The organism is Stenotrophomonas maltophilia (assembly GCF_047497515.2).
Classification (GTDB): Bacteria; Pseudomonadota; Gammaproteobacteria; order Xanthomonadales; family Xanthomonadaceae; genus Stenotrophomonas.
Genome location: NZ_JAXAXL020000022.1, coordinates 32,333 through 49,477 on the forward strand (window position 1 = coordinate 32,333; position 17,145 = coordinate 49,477).

13 protein-coding genes are annotated in these 17,145 nt (G+C 66.6%); 11 read left to right on the forward strand and 2 right to left on the reverse strand.

What is annotated here, in order from left to right; genetic code table 11:
- Positions 1-17: 17 nt before the first annotated feature.
- The 6 genes from ACMZPQ_RS20790 (at position 18) to ACMZPQ_RS20815 (ending at position 7,972) form a co-directional block, all read left to right on the forward strand.
- Positions 18-2,531 (forward strand): TonB-dependent receptor, encoded by a 2,514-nt coding sequence (locus tag ACMZPQ_RS20790; RefSeq protein WP_414486139.1) that lies wholly within the window; start codon positions 18-20, stop codon positions 2,529-2,531.
- Positions 2,531-3,646, forward strand: coding sequence for an NHL repeat-containing protein (locus tag ACMZPQ_RS20795; RefSeq protein WP_197582487.1), 1,116 nt, complete (start codon positions 2,531-2,533; stop codon positions 3,644-3,646). The genes ACMZPQ_RS20790 and ACMZPQ_RS20795 overlap by 1 nt, the downstream gene beginning before the upstream one ends.
- Before the next feature lie 11 nt (positions 3,647-3,657).
- Positions 3,658-5,007 (forward strand): purple acid phosphatase family protein, encoded by a 1,350-nt coding sequence (locus tag ACMZPQ_RS20800; RefSeq protein WP_312646387.1) that lies wholly within the window; start codon positions 3,658-3,660, stop codon positions 5,005-5,007.
- A 10-nt stretch (positions 5,008-5,017) separates the two neighbouring features.
- Positions 5,018-5,632 carry an inorganic diphosphatase gene (locus tag ACMZPQ_RS20805; protein WP_197582489.1) on the forward strand — a complete coding sequence of 205 codons (615 nt, stop codon included), beginning with the start codon at positions 5,018-5,020 and terminating at the stop codon, positions 5,630-5,632.
- 88 nt (positions 5,633-5,720) lie between these two features.
- Positions 5,721-7,136 (forward strand): FAD-binding domain-containing protein, encoded by a 1,416-nt coding sequence (locus tag ACMZPQ_RS20810; RefSeq protein WP_197582491.1) that lies wholly within the window; start codon positions 5,721-5,723, stop codon positions 7,134-7,136.
- Positions 7,137-7,276: 140 nt separating this feature from the next.
- Complete coding sequence (locus ACMZPQ_RS20815) at positions 7,277-7,972, forward strand: YiaD family glycine zipper/OmpA-like lipoprotein (protein ID WP_008267948.1); 696 nt, start codon at positions 7,277-7,279, stop codon at positions 7,970-7,972.
- A gap of 494 nt (positions 7,973-8,466) precedes the next feature.
- On the opposite strand, the gene ACMZPQ_RS20820 is transcribed toward ACMZPQ_RS20815, so the two are convergent.
- Entirely contained in the window at positions 8,467-9,192 is a 726-nt protein-coding gene (locus tag ACMZPQ_RS20820; protein ID WP_197582513.1) for an SDR family oxidoreductase, read from the reverse strand.
- A gap of 118 nt (positions 9,193-9,310) precedes the next feature.
- Between ACMZPQ_RS20820 and ACMZPQ_RS20825 the strand changes: the two genes are divergently transcribed.
- Positions 9,311-10,207 (forward strand): LysR substrate-binding domain-containing protein, encoded by an 897-nt coding sequence (locus tag ACMZPQ_RS20825; RefSeq protein ID WP_197582514.1) that lies wholly within the window; start codon positions 9,311-9,313, stop codon positions 10,205-10,207.
- 87 nt (positions 10,208-10,294) lie between these two features.
- Here the strand turns inward: ACMZPQ_RS20825 and ACMZPQ_RS20830 are convergent, their stop codons facing one another.
- Positions 10,295-11,326: a LysR family transcriptional regulator gene (locus ACMZPQ_RS20830; RefSeq protein ID WP_005416157.1), complete on the reverse strand. Its 1,032-nt coding sequence runs from the start codon at positions 11,324-11,326 to the stop codon at positions 10,295-10,297.
- A gap of 147 nt (positions 11,327-11,473) precedes the next feature.
- Here ACMZPQ_RS20830 and ACMZPQ_RS20835 point away from each other — a divergent pair, with 147 nt between their 5' ends.
- From ACMZPQ_RS20835 to ACMZPQ_RS20850, 4 genes are all read left to right on the forward strand, one after another.
- A complete protein-coding gene (locus tag ACMZPQ_RS20835; protein WP_197582515.1) occupies positions 11,474-11,701 on the forward strand; it encodes a hypothetical protein in 228 nt (75 codons plus the stop codon).
- Complete coding sequence (locus ACMZPQ_RS20840; RefSeq protein WP_197582516.1) at positions 11,698-12,468, forward strand: SDR family NAD(P)-dependent oxidoreductase; 771 nt, start codon at positions 11,698-11,700, stop codon at positions 12,466-12,468. The genes ACMZPQ_RS20835 and ACMZPQ_RS20840 overlap by 4 nt, the downstream gene beginning before the upstream one ends.
- A 91-nt stretch (positions 12,469-12,559) precedes the next feature.
- Positions 12,560-13,783, forward strand: a complete 1,224-nt coding sequence (locus ACMZPQ_RS20845) for an efflux RND transporter periplasmic adaptor subunit (protein ID WP_197582517.1) — start codon at positions 12,560-12,562, stop codon at positions 13,781-13,783.
- A 127-nt stretch (positions 13,784-13,910) separates the two neighbouring features.
- Entirely contained in the window at positions 13,911-17,081 is a 3,171-nt protein-coding gene (locus ACMZPQ_RS20850; RefSeq protein ID WP_197582518.1) for an efflux RND transporter permease subunit, read from the forward strand.
- Positions 17,082-17,145: the final 64 nt, after the last annotated feature.

A 17,145-nucleotide genomic window follows, 5' to 3' on the forward strand; every position in this document is an offset into this window, starting at 1 on the left:
TCACCCTGACCCTGGCGATGGGGGCCGCAGCACCGCTGCAGGCCGCCGGGCAGCAGGCGGTCGCTGCCACCGGCGCGGTGGCCGCCGACGCGGTCGACCTCGACCGCATCGAAGTGCGTGCGCAGCTCGAATCGCAGATCCGCGCGGTCGACCTCAAGCGCAGCAGCGATGCCATCGAGGACGCCGTGTCCTCCGATGCGCTGGGCCAGTACCCGGACAAGAACGTGGCCGAATCGCTGCAGCGCCTGCCGGGCGTCAGCGTGACGCGTGACCAGGGCGAGGGCCGCTTCGTGGTCATCCGCGGCCTGGATGCCAACCTCAACAGTGTCAGCGTGGATGGCATCGCCATCGGCACGCCGGAGGACTCCAGCCGCGCCGCACCGCTGGACGTGATTCCCTCCGATTCCACCGAGCGCCTGCGCGTGGTCAAGTCGCCAACCCCGGACATGCCGGGCGATGCCATTGGTGGCGCGGTGCTGGTGGAGTCGGCTTCGGCCTTCGACCGCGATGGTCGCAGCCTGCGTGGCAAGATCGAGGGCAGCCACCAGCAGCTGTCCGGCGAGACCAGCCCCAAGGCCGCGTTCAACTACAGCGAAGTGTTCAACGACACCTTCGGCGTGGCACTGGGCGTGAACTACCAGAAGCGCAGGTTCGAGTCGGACAACACCGAAGTGGAGTACGACGGCGAGGACGATGCTGCGCCTGGCGACGTCACCGCGATCAACCTGCAGCACCGCAAGTACGAGATCGAGCGCAAGCGCATCGGCGCCAACCTCAACCTCGACTGGCGCCCGAACGAAGACAGCAAGTACTACCTGCGCACGCTGTACAGCCAGTTCGACGATGCCGAAACCCGCCAGCGCGTGATCTTCAACTTCGATGACGCGAAGATGGTCAAGACCGGCACCGACCAGTACCGCCTGGATGGCATGCCGAAGGATTCGATCGACAAGCGCATGCGCTACCGCACCAAGAAGGAAAACACCTTTGCGGCAAGCCTGGGCGGCGAGAACAAGCTGACCCATGCCGTGGTCGATTACAAGGTGGGCTACACCCGCACCGAAGAGCGGGTGAACGACGAGATGGAGGCCCGCTTCAAGCTCAACGGCGCGCCGTTCAACGGCACGCTGGATCAGCGCAGCCGCCTGCCCAGCTACAGCTTCGACAATCCGCAGTGGCTGGACAACGGCAACTACGCCTTCGACCGCTTCGTGCTCTCGCCCAAGCAGGTCAATGACAAGGAGCACAGCGCGCAGGTCAACGTGCGCTTCGACGGCGACAGCGGCAGCATCAAGATCGGCCTGCTGGGCCGCTGGCGCGACCGTGACGTGAATGTCGACGAGAGCGAGCTGCGCGTCGGCCCGAAGGTGGCGCTGTCGAGCTGGACCACCTCTTCGCCTGAGTACCGTCACGGCAACATGGGGGATGGCATGGACTCGGCCGCGATGCGTGCGTTCTGGGCGGCCAATGGCAGCCAGTACAGTGCGCGGCCGCAGGATGTTGGCGGCAATGCAATGACCTCGCTGGAAGAAGACTACGTGGCCAGCGAGGACATCTTCGCCAGCTACGCGATGGGCACCTGGGACATCGGCGCACTGCGCATCATCGGCGGCGTGCGCGTGGAAAACACCCAGTTCAAGGCCACCGGCAACCAGGTGGACGTGGCGGCCAATGGCCGCAGCTTCACCGTCACCCCGCGCGTGGCCAACAGCAGCTACACCAACGTGCTGCCGGGCCTGCACCTGCGCTACGACGCCGCGGACGACTGGGTGCTGCGTGCTTCGGCCAACAAGACCGTCTCGCGCCCGTCGTTCGGTGACATTTCGCCGCGCGTGGGCTACAGCCGCGGTGACGAAGAAGTGCGGCTGGGCAATCCGGAACTGGATCCGTACGAATCGAAGAACATCGACCTGTCGGTGGAGAAGTACATCGGCAGCACCGGCATCGTGTCGCTGGGCCTGTTCCACAAGTCCATCGACGGTTACATCGTGGAAACCGTGCGCACCAATGACCCGGCCTACGGCGGCTTCGACGTGACCCAGCCGATCAATGGCCGCAAGGCCACCGTGCGTGGTGCGGAGTTCAACTGGCAGCAGCAGCTGGCGTTCCTGCCCGCCGGCCTGGACGGGCTGCTGGTCGGTGCCAGCGGCACCTGGCTCGATACCACGTTCGATGCCGGCATCAAGGATCGCGCGGGCGAAGAGTTCACCCTGCCGCGTGCCTCCAAGCACGTCTACAGCGCACACATTGGCTATGAAAAGTACGGCCTGAGCACGCGGCTGGCAGCGGTGTACCGCAGTGAATACCTGGACAGCATCGGCAAGGGCCGCGCCTTCGACATCTATGTGGCGCCCAACACCCAGCTCGATTTCTCGCTGGACTACAAGTTCACCCCGCGCGTGAGCATGTACTTCGAAGCGCAGAACCTGCTGGACAAGCCGCTTGAGCTGTACCAGGGCACGCGCTCGCGCACCCTGCAGATGGAAGAGTATGGCCGCACCTATGCGCTGGGCCTGAAGGTGGCACTGTGATGGGGCGTGGCATCACCGTCCTGGCTGCCGCACTGGTGGCCAGCCTGGCGGCCGGCTGCACGCCGGCCACGGGCAATGATCCGGCGCCAGCCGTGACGGCAGAGAAGGCCACCCGCGAGCGTGCGGTGGCCACCATCGCCGAGGCCTTCCTTTCGCCGATGACGCCAGCCGACAACATCGATTCGCCGGCCGCCTGGCGTGCGCCGGACGGCACGCTGTGGCTGATCGCCACTGCCAAGGCCACCGACAAGCTGGTGGTCTACGACGGCAGCACCGGCCAGCATCTGCGTGACGTTGGCAGCAGTGGTACCGCGCCGGGGCAGTTTGATCGCCCAAACGGCATCGCGGTGACCGACGATCTGCTGTGGATCGTGGAGCGCGACAATCACCGCGTGCAGGTGTTGAGCCTGCCGGACTTCACCCCGCTGGCGACGTTCGCTGCGGACGACCTGCGCAAGCCGTACGGCCTGTGGGTCGACCGCCGGGCCGATGGCTACAGCGTCTACGTCACCGACTCCTGGGACAACGGCGAGGATGCGCAGGGGCGTGACATCCTGCCGCCGCTGGCTGAACTGGACAAGCGCGTGCGCCAGTACCACGTGACCCGCAACGGTGCGAAGGTCGAAGCGACGCTGGTGGCCAGCATCGGTGATACCACCGAGGCCGGTGCGCTGCGCGTGGTCGAGTCGATCTGGGGCGACCCCGAGAACGATCGCCTGCTGATTGCCGAAGAGGACGAAAGCTACGCCAGCGAGTTCAAGGTCTACACCCTGGCCGGCCGCTTCACCGGCACCACCTTCGGCCGCGACATGTTCAAGGCGCAGGCCGAAGGCGTGACCCTGCGCACCTGTGGCAAGGACGGCTGGTGGATCACCACCGAGCAGGGCAAGCAGCGCAGCGTGTTCCACCTGTTCGACCGCCACACGCTGAAGCCGGTGGGCGCGTTCCAGGGCAATACCGTGGCCAACACCGACGGCATCTGGATGATGCAGCAGCCGAGCGCGCGCTTCCCGCACGGTGCGCTGTATGCGGTGCATGACGACCAAGGCGTGGTTGCGTTCGACTGGGAGAGCATCGCCAAACAGCTGGCGCTGCCGCTGGAGTGTGGCGCATGAGCCGTCGTTGCATGAGCGCACTGGCATTGGGCCTGCTCCTGGCCGTCCCCGCGCTGGGCTTTGCCGCCGCTGAGCCGAACACCCAGGTGCCGGCAGGCAGCCACCACTACGCAGCGACGACGGTGCCGGACCGCATCGTCGCCTCGCCCGCAGTCGATCCCAGCCATGGTTTTGCGGTGGCCTGGCGCACCGATGGCAGTGTGCAGGCGCCGCTGCTGGAAATCGCCGTGGCCGGTGATTCACCGGCCATCGAGGGCATTCGCCAGGTACGCGCAACGACCCGCGCACTGCAGACCGAGAACGGGCTGTCGCATCACCATCGTGCCGACATCGGCGGCCTGAAGCCGGATACCCAGTACGTCTACCGCGTGCAGGGCAATGGCAGCTGGAGCGCGTGGAACCAGCTGCGCACGCTGGCGGCTGCCGACCAACCGTTGACCCTGCTGTACTTCGGTGACGCCCAGAACAAGAACGTCAGCCATGTCAGCCGGGTCGTGCGTGCTGCGCAGAAGGCGGCGCCGCAGGCGCGCATGAGCCTGTTTGCCGGCGATCTGGTCAGCGGCGGCGACAACATGGACGACAGCGAGTGGGGCGAATGGTTTGCGGCCACCAGCTGGCTGGCGCAGGAGACACTGGTGGCGCCGGCAATCGGCAACCACGAGTACTTCGAGGAGTTCGAGGATACCCCGCAGGAGCGCCGTGTGCTGGGCAAGCACTGGCCGGTGACCTTCGCGCTGCCGGGTAACGGCGCTGCCGCCGCTCAGCAGACCAGCTACTGGTTCGATGCGCAGGGCGTGCGCGTGGCCGTGGTGGATGGCACCTCTGCGCTCGACCTGGGCACCGCCCAGGCGCAGGCGCAGTGGCTGGACACGGTGCTGACCGGCAATCCGCAGCCGTGGACCATCGTGCTGCTGCACCAACCGTTCTACTCGCCGCGCGAGGGCCGCGAGAACGCCGCGCTGCGTGACGTGCTGCTGCCGGTGGTACGCCGCCACAACGTCGATCTGGTGTTGCAGGGCCACGATCACACCTACGGCCGCCGTGGCGAAGGGCAGGCCGCGACGCCGCAGTACGTGGTGACCGTGGCGGGGCCGAAGCAGTACCGCCTCTCCGACGAAGCACGCAGGACGATGGATCCGGTGGCCGAGGACACCCAGTTGTTCCAGGTCCTGAACATCGACCCGCAGCGCCTGCGCTATGAGGCACGCACGGTGACCGGACGTCTCTACGATGCCTTCGAACTGCAGCGTGATGCCAAGGGCAGCAAGAAGCGAACGGAACTGACCGACGGCCGCATCACGCCGCGCGACTGCCCCCGTTCGCAGACCGCCAAGGGTCGCGCCGACCGTTGCTGGGAATGAGGAGGCACCGATGAACCTGTCCTCTCGCATCCTTCCCCTCGTTGCCATCGGTAGCGCACTGCTGTTGCTGGCCAGTGCGGTGACCGCCGCCGATGCCGTGCTGCATCCGTTCCTGGTGGCGCAGCCGAAGCAGGCCCCGCAGGAAGTGAACCTGGCGGTGGAGATCCCGGCCGGCAGCTTCACCAAGTACGAAATCAAGGAAGATGGGCTGGTGCATGTGGACCGCTTCCAGTCGATGCCGGTCGCCTATCCGGCCAACTACGGCTCGATGCCGCGCACGTTGGCCGGTGACAACGACCCGCTGGATGCACTGGTGCTCACCCGCGAGCCGCTGCATCCGGGCGTGATCGTGCGTTTCCGGCCAATCGGCTACCTGAAGATGGTCGATGGCGGCGAGCACGACGAGAAGATCATCGGCGTGCCCACCGACAAGGTCGATCCGACCTACGCCAACATCCGCGACCTGGCCGATCTGCCGGAGATCGAACGGCAGCGCATCGAGGCGTTCTTCCGGGTCTACAAGGACCTGCCGGCGGGGCGGAATCCGGTCCAGCTCAACGGCTGGGGCAATGCTGCAGAAGCACGGGCATTGATCAGCGAGGCGATGCAGCGCTTCGGGAAGTAGACCCACGCGATGCGTGGATGCCCCGCCCACGCATCACCTTCACCGTCGCTGGCTATCATGTGCGCCTTCCACAACGAAGGCGGTGCGTGTGTCGGTAGCGTTGCTATGGTTCCGTCGTGATCTTCGCCTGCAGGACAATCCGGCCCTGCAGGCCGCACGAGACGCGGACCACGAGGTGGTGCCGGTCTACATCCACGCACCGCATGAGGAAGGTGAGTGGGTGCCGGGCGCGGCCTCCGATGCGTGGCGCCAGCACTCGCTGGCGGCGCTGGATGCCGACCTGCGTTCGCGCGGTTCTTCGCTGGTACTGCGCAGCGGCGACAGCCTGCCGACGCTGCAGGCGCTGGTCGAACAGACCGGCGCCGAGGCGGTGTACTGGAACCGCAAGTACGAGCCAGCCACCCAGCCGCGTGACGCCACCATCAAGCGCACGCTGCGCGAGCAGGGCATCGATGCGCAGAGCTGCAATGGCAGCCTGCTGTTCGAGCCCTGGGACATCGCGACCCAGCAGGGCCAGCCGTACAAGGTATTCACCCCGTACTGGCGCAACGTACTCAGCCATTGGCGCCTGCCAGCGCTGACGGCCGCACCGAAGGCACTGGCCGCGCACACGGTCGACAGCCTTGCGCTGGACGAGCTGCGGCTTGCGCCCACGCTCGACTGGGATAGCGGCTTCTGGCAGCACTGGCAGCCGGGCGAGGCCGGTGCGCTGGAGGCGCTGTCCGTGTTCGAGGACGGGGCGTTGCGCGGCTATCGCGAGCAGCGCGACCTGCCGGATCGCGTGGGCACCTCGCGGATGTCGCCGCACCTGCATTTCGGTGAGATCGCGCCGTGGCGCATCGCGCATGCGCTGGAGGCCCTGCGCAGTGCCGGTACCGACGCGGATATCGACGGCTACCTGCGCCAGCTGGGCTGGCGCGACTTCGCCTACCACCTGCTGCACCACTTCCCGAAGACGCCCACCGACAACCTCAACCCGCGCTTTGACCGTTTCCCGTGGGCAACGCCGAGTGAGGCGCAACTGCGTGACTGGCAGCGCGGCCACACCGGCGTGCCGATCGTCGATGCCGGCCTGCGCGAGCTGTGGCACACCGGTTACATGCACAACCGGGTGCGCATGATCGTCGCCAGCTACCTGTGCAAGCATCTGCGCGCACACTGGTTGCACGGCGCGCGCTGGTTCTGGGACACCCTGGTCGATGCCGACCTGGCCAACAACACGATGGGCTGGCAGTGGGTAGCCGGCACCGGTGCCGATGCCGCGCCGTATTTCCGGGTGTTCAACCCGGTCACCCAGGCCGAGAAGTTCGATCCGCAGGCCCGTTACATCAGCCGCTGGGTTCCCGAACTGGCGGCACTGCCGGTGAAGGCCCGCTTCGCACCGTGGCAGCATCCACAGTTGCTGGCCGCGCATGCGCCGGGCTATCCGCGCACGCCGCTGGTGGACCTGGCGGTGGGCCGGGACGCCGCGCTGCAGGCCTACCGCCAGTCCGGCGCAGCGTAAAGCGCGAGCTGAGCGATCCGGTCAGATAGCTGAACGCGGCCCTGTCGGCGGGCCGCATCATCATCCCGACATCGCATTTGCCTGTTTATTCTCTTTGCGCCCGCAAGCCGCCGGCCCGACCGGAAACCAAGGAGAATCCCATGATCCGCAACACCACCCGCAACGTCGCACTGGCCCTGATGAGTGCGGCCGTCCTGTCGGCCTGCGCCACCGGCGGCTCCTATGTGCAGAGTGACCAGTACGGCAACCCGACCGAGCAGCAGAACCGCACCGGCCGCAACGCGCTGATCGGTACCGCCATCGGCGTGGCCGCGGGCCTGTTGACCGGCGACAGCGCGACCGAGCGCCGCCAGCATGCGCTGATTGGTGCCGGTATCGGCGCACTCAGCGGCGCCGCCGTCGGCCAGTACCAGGATCGCCAGGAACGCGCACTGCGCGAGCGCACCGCCAACACCGGCATCGATGTGCAGCGCCAGGGCGACAACATCATGCTGAACCTGCCGGACGGCATCACCTTCGACTTCGGCAAGGCGACGCTGAAGCCACAGTTCTACGGCTCGCTCAACGGCGTTGCCGGTACCCTGCGCGACTACAACCAGACCATGATCGAAGTGGTCGGCCATACCGACAGCATCGGCAGTGACGCAGTGAACAACCGCCTGTCGAAGGAACGCGCCGACTCGGTCGCGCAGTACCTGATCGGCCAGGGCGTGCAGAGCGTGCGCATTGAAACGCTGGGCGCCGGCAAGTCGTACCCGATTGCCGACAACAGCACCGACGCCGGCCGCGCCAAGAACCGCCGCGTCGAAATTCGTGTGATTCCGCTCAAGCAGTAACGCGTAGCGTTACGGTTCCGGCGTAGCCGGGACGAAAATGCCGCCCTTGCAGGCGGCATTTTCAGTAGGTGCCGAGCTTGCTCGGCACACCTACAGCGTTCCCGGTCGCTGTATTTGCGTGCATTGCCGACCAAGGTCGGCATCTACCGGATGTCTGCCCGCCGGAACGAAAATGCCGCCCTTTCAGGCGGCATTTTCCGTAGGTGCCGAGCTTGCTCGGCACGCCGATAACGTTCCCGGTCGCTGCGTTTGCGTGCAGTGCCGACCAAGGTCGGCATCCACCGGAAGTCTGCCCGCCGGAACGAAAATGCCGCCCTTGCAGGCGGCATTTTCAGTAGGTGCCGAGCTTGCTCGGCACACCGATAACGTTCCCGTTCGCGGCTTCTCCCAACGGCGCCGACCAAGGTCGGCATGCCGATAGCCGCTGTAGAGTCGGGCTTGCTCGACTCCCAGGAGCAGTCGAGCAAGCTCGACGCTACATGGCCTTGCCCACGTCACATCGTGGCGGTCGGCCGCACCACGATCTCATTCACGTCCACATCCGCAGGCTGCTCGATCGCAAACCGCACCGCACGCCCGATCGCATCCGGCTGCAGCGCGATCGCGCGGTAGCCGACCATCATCTCGGCCGCGGCCGGATCGGTGATGCTGTCGGCCAGCTCGCTTTCCACCACGCCCGGATGGATGCAGGTCACCCGCAGTTCGCGGTGCTCCTGCCGCAGACCGTCGGAAATCGCGCGCACCGCATACTTGGTCGCGCAGTAGACCGCTGCGGTCGGCACCACCGACAGTGCGCCGACCGAGGCGATGTTGATGATCTGGCCGCTGCGCTGGGCGATCATGCCGGGCAGCACGGCGGCAATGCCGTACAGCACGCCGCGGATGTTCACGTCGATCATCCTGTCCCATTCCTCCACTTTCAGCGAGCCCATCAGGGACAGTGGCATCACACCGGCATTGTTGACGATCACGTCGATTGCGCCGAAGCGCTGCCGGGCCGCTTCGGCGAACGCCTCCACCTGCGCGCGCCGGGTCACGTCCAGGGCATGCACGAGCACCTCGGCCCCCTGCTGGCGCAGCTCGTCGGCCAGCACCTGCAGACGATCCACGCGGCGGGCACCCAATACCAGGCGTGCCCCCGGTTGTGCGAGGGAGCGGGCGATGCCAGCGCCGATGCCGCTGGAGGCGCCGGTGATGAGGATGGTTCGGGAAAGGCTCATGGCGGTGTCTCTGAAGGGTAGGGAGTGCCGGGGCGTGCCCGGTGTTGCCACGGTAGACGCCGCACCTTGTCGCGATAAGATGGCGACTGCTGATCACCTTGTTCAGAGTTGCTAACCAATGGTCATCGATCTCAACGCTCTGGGGGTGTTCCAGCGGGTGGCCGACTGCCGCAGCTTCACCGCCGCGGCCGAGCAACTCGGCGTAACCCGTTCGGCGGTCAGCCAGACCATCGCCAGGCTGGAGCAGTCGCTGGGCATCGCCCTGGTGCTGCGCACGACCCGCAGCGTCAGCCTCACCGATGCCGGGCAGGCGCTGCTGGCCTCGGTCAGCCCAGCGCTGGCGGAACTGGGCGATGCGCTGGAGGCCAGCGTGCGCCGCCAGGCAACCGTGTCCGGGCAACTACGCCTGGCCGTGTCCTCCATCGCCGAGGCGTTCCTGGCCGGCCCGTTGCTGGCAACGTTCGCTGCACGCTATCCGGCATTGCAGCTGGACATCACGGTGACCGACGAGGCGTTCGACATCGTCGGCGCGGGTTTCGATGCAGGTGTACGCCTGGGCGAAGTCATTGCCCAGGACATGGTCGCGGTGCCGGTATCGGCGCGTCAGCGCCAACGTGTGGTGTGCTCGCCCGGCTATCGTGACGCGCATGTGTTGCCGACGCACCCACGGGAACTGGCCAGCCATCGCTGCATCGGCTGGCGCAGTGCGCCGGGCAGGGCACCCTATCGCTGGGAGTTCGAAGAGCGGGGCCGTGAGTTCAGTGTCGATGTGCAGCCGGAAATCACCAGCAACGACATGGGGGTGATGGTCAGGCTGGCGTTGGCCGGCGCAGGCCTCGCCATCGGCATGGAAGAGACCTGGCGGCCCTGGCTGCAACGCGGCGAGCTGGTGTCCATGCTGGACGCGTATTGCCCGCGGTTTGCCGGATTCTTTCTGTACTACCCCAGCCGTCGGCAGGCCGAGCCGAAACTACGCGCGCTGGTCGAGCACGTGCTGGCACAGCGACCGGGGTAGATCCACGCCATGCGTGGATGCGCTGAGTCGAGCAAGCTCGACTCTACGTAATGCCGGTAGATCCACGCCATGCGTGGATGGCCACGGTCATGCCGCCGACGCGGCGACCTTCTCCAGGATCCGCTTGCCGCTGCTCTCCAGCGCCGCATCCTCCTGCGCCTTCTGCTGCTGCGCCAGCTTCGCGCCCGGGCACTGCGCCAGCATGTAGTTGGCGTCGAAGTTGAGCTTCTCGACCAGGAAGTCGACGAACGCACGCACCTTCGGCGAGACCAGGCGGCCACCGGCGAACACGGCGTTGAAGTCCACTTCCGGGCCGGTCCAGCCGGCCAGCACACGGCGTACCATGCCCGATTCGACGAACGGCTTGGCCATCACATCGCCGGTCAGCAGCAGGCCTTCGCCGCACACCAGTGCGCCGTTCAATGCAGACATGTCGTTGGCGGTCATCAGCGGCGTGACCGGGAAGTCACGCAGCTCGCCGCCGTTCTCGCCCAGCTGCCAGGTGAAGCGCGGCGAGTTGCCGGTGTGGTACGGCTTGCGCATCGCCAGGATGCGGTGGAACTGCAGCTCTTCCGGATGCAGCGGCTCGCCATAGCGTTCGATGTAGGCCGGGCTGGCGAACACCTGCGTGCGCAGGCTGCCGAGCTTGCGCGCGACCAGGTTGGAGTCGGGCAGGGCGCCCACGCGCAGTGCAAGATCCGCTTCGCCGGCAATCAGGTCCAGCTTCTCGTTGCCCATGTGCATGTCCAGCCGGATCTCCGGATACTGCGCATGGAACTGGCCCAGCAGCGGGGCGATCCAGGTGATGCCGATCGAATAGGGCACGGTGAAGCGCAGCCAGCCGCGCGGGCCGGACTGCAGCTGGCTCACCGCGCTCTCGGCTTCTTCAAGCTCGCGCGCGATGCGCTGGCAATGTTCGTGGTAGATCGAACCGGCTTCGGTCAGCCCGAGGCGGCGCGTGGTCCGGTGCAGCAGGCGCGCGCCCAGGCGCGTTTCCAGTTCCTGCACTTTGCGGCTGACCGTGGTCTTGGGCAGGCCGAGCGATTTGGCAGCGGCAATGAAGCTGCCTTGCTCGACCACCTTGACGAAGATCAGCGTCTCGTTGAGATCGTGGGACATGGTCGGGGGTCCTGGACGTCGGGGATGGGACAATCGTGACAGAACGATTGGACCGGGAACGGGATGATTATTCCCCTTAATCAGGACTAATCAAGTAAAGGTTTGAGGTCTATCGTGGCGCCATTCGTTATTTGGAGCCCGTCCGCCATGAGCCTGCGCAACATTCTTGCCCGTCTCCGGAATGCCGGCCAGACCACCCTGGACCTGGCGATGACCGTTGAAGCCCGCCCGAGTTCCTTGGTGCACAAGGATTTCCGCGAGTTTACCGCGCCCATGCGTCAGCAGCGTGGCGGCGTCATCCGCCTGGCCCCGCATAAGGGTGACCGCCTGCGTCGAATTGGGACTATCCCGGATTTGGGAGGAAATGTCCCGTGAATGGGATTCTGACGCCCGAAGTCCTGGTCCTCGGCGGCACCGGTGCCGTGGGCCAGGGTGTGGTCGGCGCGCTGCTGGAAGCCGGCAGCCCGGTGCTGGTGGTCGGTCGCGATCCGGGCCGGCTGGCCGCGCTGCATGAGCAGTTCGCCGATGAGCCGGGCCTGGAGACGCTGCTGGGCTCGCTCAGTGATGACGGCTCGGCGCGCACGCTGGCCGAACGCATCGCGCAGCGGCCGCGTCCGTTGGCAGCGATCATCGCTGCGATGGGCGGCCCCTACCGCCGTGGCCGCGTGACCGATCGCAACGGTGACGAGCTGATGGGCGCGATGCAGGCCGACCTGATGCCGCACGTGCACGCGGTGCGCCACCTGCTGCCGCTGCTGCAGGACAACGTGCACGCGCGCCGCTACGTGATGATCGGCAGCCCGGCCAATGCCAAGCCGTGGGCGGGCTACGGCGAGACCTCGATCACCACCGCCGCGCTGCGCATGTATGCGCAGGTGGTGCATCAGGAAGCGCAGGCGCTGGGCGTGCGTGCGCAGATGCTGGAAGTCTGCAGCCCGGTCTGTACCCCGGCCAACGCAGCTAACGCCTGCATCGAGTGGCCGAGTTCGCTGCTGGTCGGCCGTCGCGTGGTCTCGCTGCTCGACGGGTGCCGCGACAACCGCGCCATCGTCCGTTGCGACAGCAGCGATGCCGAGCTGCCGCGCGGCCTGCTGCACCTGGAAGTTCCCCCGCTTTGGCGCGATACCGCAGGCGTCGCTTGACCTCGACCAAGGTTGAGGTCGCAGTATGCGCCGCCGATTTTCGCAACACCTTCTCATATAGCTGTACCACCCCTCCGTACGGATGCATGCCATGACTTCCCCCAATACCACCCCACATCGTTTCGGCCATCGCATCGCGATGGTCGGCGTGTCGATCCTCGCCGCGGCCGTGCTTGCAGCCTGCAGCGGCGGCCATGCCGAAGAAGCCGGTGCGCCGCCGCCGCCGCAGGTCAGCGCCGCGCCGGTGCTGGTCAAGCAGGTCAGCCAGTGGGACGAGTTCAGCGGCCGCGTCGAAGCGGTGCAGAGCGTTGAACTGCGTCCGCGCGTGTCCGGCTACATCGACAAGGTCAACTATGTCGAAGGCCAGGAAGTGAAGAAGGGCGAAGTGCTCTTCACCATCGACGCACGCAGCTACCAGGCCGAGTACGATCGTGCCGCCGCCGAACTGGCCCGTGCCCGCACCCAGGCCACCCTGGCCCGCAGCGAGTCCGAGCGTGCCAAGCGGCTGTCCGAGCAGCAGGCGATCTCCACCGAGACCGCCGAGCAGCGTCGCGCCGCCGCCGACCAGTCCGGTGCCGCCGTGCAGGCGGCGCAGGCCGCGCTGGACGCTGCCCGCCTCAACCTGGAGTTCACCAAGGTGCGTGCCCCGATCGACGGCCGCGCCGGCCGCGCGATGGTGACCGCCGGCAACCTGGTTACCGCCGGCGACAGCGCCAGCGTACTGACCACGCTGGTCTCGCTGGATACCGTGTTCGTCTACTTCGACGCCGACGAAAGCACCTTCCTGCGCTACGCACAGATGGCACGCAAGGGCGAGCGCCCGAGCGAGCGCGACAGCGAACTGCCGGTGAAGGTCGGCCTGTCCGGTGAAGAAGGCTACCCGCACTCGGGCAAGGTCGACTTCCTCGACAACCAGGTGGCCCGCAGCACTGGCACCATCCGCGTCCGCGCGCTGCTGGACAATGCCGACCGCCAGTTCACGCCGGGCCTGTTCGCCCGCGTGCAGCTGCTCGGCAGCGGCCAGTTCCAGGCCATGCTGATCGATGACAAGGCCGTGCTGACCGACCAGGACCGCAAGTACGTCTACGTGGTCGACAAGGATGGCAAGGCCCAGCGCCGCGACATCCAGCTCGGCCGTACCGCCGAAGGCCTGCGCATCGTCGAGCACGGGCTGGCTGCCGGCGACAAGGTGATCATCGACGGCGTGCAGAAGGTCTTCATGCCGGGCATGCCGGTGCAGGCCAAGGCGGTGGCGATGCAGCCACAGGCCGCGCCGGCACCGGGCCGCGACGCCACCGCCGCACTGACCCACTGATCCGCCGTCTCCTGATCCGCGTTTCCGCTTAGCTGCCGGCGCCAGCGGCAGCCTTCCCTGCCTTCGTCATCTCGGCGAGGGGCAGGGTGGCTGTTGCCCGCCGACGGCATTTCCCAGGAATTCCTCCATGGACTTTTCCCGTTTCTTCATCGACAGGCCGATCTTCGCGGCGGTGCTGTCGATCGTGATCTTCGCCGCAGGCCTGATCACGATTCCCATCCTGCCGATCAGCGAGTACCCCGAAGTGGTGCCGCCGTCGGTGGTGGTACGCACGGTGTATCCGGGCGCCAACCCCAAGGTCATTGCCGAGACTGTTGCCACGCCGCTTGAAGAAGCGATCAACGGCGTCGAAGGCATGATGTACCTGAAGTCGGTGGCCGGCTCCGATGGCGTGCTGCAGATGACCGTCACCTTCCGCCCGGGCACCGACCCGGACGCGGCGGCGGTGAAGGTGCAGAACCGCGTGGCGCAGGCGCAGGCACGCCTGCCCGAGGACGTGCGCCGGCAGGGCGTGACCACGCAGAAGCAGTCGCCGACCTTCCTGATGGTGGTGCACCTGACCTCGCCGCAAGGCAAGTACGACACCCTGTACCTGCGCAACTACGCCCGCCTGCACGTCAAGGATGCGCTGGCGCGTATCCCGGGCGTGGGTGACGCGCAGATCTTCGGTGGCGGCGACTACGCCATGCGCGCCTGGCTGGACCCGGACAAGGTGGCCTCGCGCGGCCTGACCGCCAGCGACGTGGTGCGCGCCATGCGCGAGCAGAACGTGCAGGTTTCGGCTGGCCAGCTCGGCGCCGAACCGCTGCCGGACAGCAAGTTCCTGACCCTGATCAATGCCCAGGGCCGGTTGAAGACCGAAAAGGAATTCGGCGACATCGTGCTCAAGAGTGGCACCGATGGCGAGATCGTGCGCCTGGCCGACGTGGCCCGTCTGGAACTGGGCGCCGGTGACTACACCCTGCGCTCGCAGCTGGATGGCAAGAACGCGGTCGGTATCGGCATCTTCCAGTCGCCGGGTGCGAACGCGCTGGAGATCCGCGACCAGGTCATCTCGACGATGGACGAGATGCAGAAGACCATGCCGGCCGACGTGAAGTACGAAGCGGTGTATGACACCACCATCTTCGTGCGCGACTCGATCAAGGCCGTGGTTTCCACGCTGCTGGAAGCCATCGCGCTGGTGGTGCTGGTGGTGATCCTGTTCCTGCAGACCTGGCGTGCCTCGATCATTCCGCTGATCGCGGTGCCGGTGTCGGTGGTCGGTACCTTCGCCGCGCTGTACCTGCTGGGCTTCTCGATCAACACGCTGAGCCTGTTCGGCCTGGTGCTGGCGATCGGCATCGTGGTCGACGACGCGATCGTGGTGGTGGAGAACGTCGAGCGCAATATCGAAGAAGGCCTGTCGCCCACCGCAGCGGCCCACCAGGCCATGCGTGAAGTGTCCGGCCCGATCGTGGCGATCGCGCTGGTGCTGTGTGCCGTGTTCGTGCCGATGGCCTTCCTGTCCGGTGTCACCGGCCAGTTCTACAAGCAGTTCGCGGTCACCATCGCCATCTCCACGGTGATTTCGGCCATCAACTCGCTGACCTTGTCGCCGGCCCTGGCCGCGCGCCTGCTGAAGGCCCACGGCGCGCCGAAGGATGGCCCGAGCCGCCTGATCGACCGCCTGTTCGGCTGGGTGTTCCGTCCGTTCAACCGCTTCTTCAAGTCCAGTTCGGAGAAGTACGAGCGTGGCGTGGCCCGCATCCTCGGCCGTCGTGGTGCGGTGTTCGTGGTCTACGCGATCCTGCTGGTCGGTACCGGCGTGATCTTCAAGCTGGTGCCGCCAGGCTTCATTCCGACCCAGGACAAGCTGTACCTGATCGCCGGTGTGAAGCTGCCGGAAGGCTCGTCGATCGCGCGCACCGATGAAATGCTGCGCAAGGTCGCCAAGATCGCCCAGGAAACCGACGGCGTGGCCCACACCATTTCGTTCCCGGGCCTGAACGCGCTGCAGTTCACCAACACGCCGAACACCGGTGTGGCGTTCATTCCGCTCAAGCCGTTCGCCGAGCGTCATGGCCGTACTGCCGCGCAGATCAATGCCGAGATCAACCAGAAGATCGCCGGGCTGCAGGAGGGCTTCGCGTTCGCGATGATGCCGCCGCCGATCCTCGGCCTGGGCAACGGCAACGGCTACCAGATGTTCATCGAGGACCGCGGCAACCTGGGTTACGGCGCACTGCAGAATGCCGTGCAGGCGATGCAGGGCACCGTTGCGCAGACCCCGGGCATGGCCTTCCCGATTTCCAGCTACCAGGCCAACGTGCCGCAGCTGGATGCGGAAGTGGACCGCGTCAAGGCCAAGGCGCAGGGCGTGCAGCTCACCGAGCTGTTCGACACCCTGCAGACCTACCTGGGTTCGGCCTATGTCAACGACTTCAACCAGTTCGGCCGGACCTGGCAGGTGATCGCGCAGGCCGACGGTCCGTTCCGCGAGACGGTCGAGGACATCGGCAAGCTGCGTACCCGCAACGACCGTGGCGAGATGGTGCCGATCGGTTCGATGGTCACCATCAAGCAGACCTTCGGCCCGGACCCGGTGCTGCGCTTCAATGGCTATCCGGCAGCGGACCTGGCCGGTGAAGCCGACCCGCGCCTGCTGTCGTCGGCCGAGGCGATGAACAAGCTGACCGAGATTGCCGGCAAGGTGCTGCCGGTGGGCATGACCACCGAATGGACCGACCTGAGCTACCAGCAGGCGACCCAGGGCAAGGCGGCCTTCATTGTGTTCCCGGTGGCGATCATGCTGGCCTTCCTGGTGCTGGCCGCGCTGTACGAAAGTTGGTCGCTGCCGCTGGCGGTGATCCTGATCGTGCCGATGACCCTGCTGTCGGCGCTGTTCGGCGTGTGGTTGACCGGCGGTGACAACAACGTGTTCGTGCAGGTCGGCCTGGTGGTGCTGATGGGCCTGGCGTGCAAGAACGCGATCCTGATCGTCGAATTCGCCAGAGAGCTGGAAATGGGCGGCAAGGGCATCGTTGAAGCCGCGCTGGAAGCCTGCCGCCTGCGCCTGCGCCCGATCGTGATGACCTCCATCGCGTTCATCGCCGGCACCGTGCCGCTGGTGCTGTCCCACGGTGCAGGCGCCGAGGTGCGCTCGGTGACCGGTATCACCGTGTTCGCCGGCATGCTGGGCGTGACCCTGTTCGGCCTGTTCCTCACCCCGGTGTTCTACGTCGCCCTGCGCAAGTTCGTCACCCGTAACGGCGGTGGCCAGCTGGTGCAGCACGGCGAGCCGACCATCCATCACTGACATGGAACCCCGTCGCCGCCGGTCACTGGCCGGCGGCGGCTTTCCCCTCACAAGGCATGAATCC

Coding starts and splice junctions, on each gene's coding strand:
- ACMZPQ_RS20805 (WP_197582489.1), top strand. CDS start 5,018: ATGAACCTGTCCTCTCGCATCCTTCCCCTCGTTGCCATCGGTAGCGCA.
- ACMZPQ_RS20815 (WP_008267948.1), top strand. CDS start 7,277: ATGATCCGCAACACCACCCGCAACGTCGCACTGGCCCTGATGAGTGCG.
- ACMZPQ_RS20795 (WP_197582487.1), top strand. CDS start 2,531: ATGGGGCGTGGCATCACCGTCCTGGCTGCCGCACTGGTGGCCAGCCTG.
- ACMZPQ_RS20820 (WP_197582513.1), bottom strand. CDS start 9,192: ATGAGCCTTTCCCGAACCATCCTCATCACCGGCGCCTCCAGCGGCATC.
- ACMZPQ_RS20790 (WP_414486139.1), top strand. CDS start 18: ATGGGGGCCGCAGCACCGCTGCAGGCCGCCGGGCAGCAGGCGGTCGCT.
- ACMZPQ_RS20800 (WP_312646387.1), top strand. CDS start 3,658: ATGAGCGCACTGGCATTGGGCCTGCTCCTGGCCGTCCCCGCGCTGGGC.
- ACMZPQ_RS20850 (WP_197582518.1), top strand. CDS start 13,911: ATGGACTTTTCCCGTTTCTTCATCGACAGGCCGATCTTCGCGGCGGTG.
- ACMZPQ_RS20845 (WP_197582517.1), top strand. CDS start 12,560: ATGACTTCCCCCAATACCACCCCACATCGTTTCGGCCATCGCATCGCG.
- ACMZPQ_RS20825 (WP_197582514.1), top strand. CDS start 9,311: ATGGTCATCGATCTCAACGCTCTGGGGGTGTTCCAGCGGGTGGCCGAC.
- ACMZPQ_RS20830 (WP_005416157.1), bottom strand. CDS start 11,326: ATGTCCCACGATCTCAACGAGACGCTGATCTTCGTCAAGGTGGTCGAG.
- ACMZPQ_RS20835 (WP_197582515.1), top strand. CDS start 11,474: ATGAGCCTGCGCAACATTCTTGCCCGTCTCCGGAATGCCGGCCAGACC.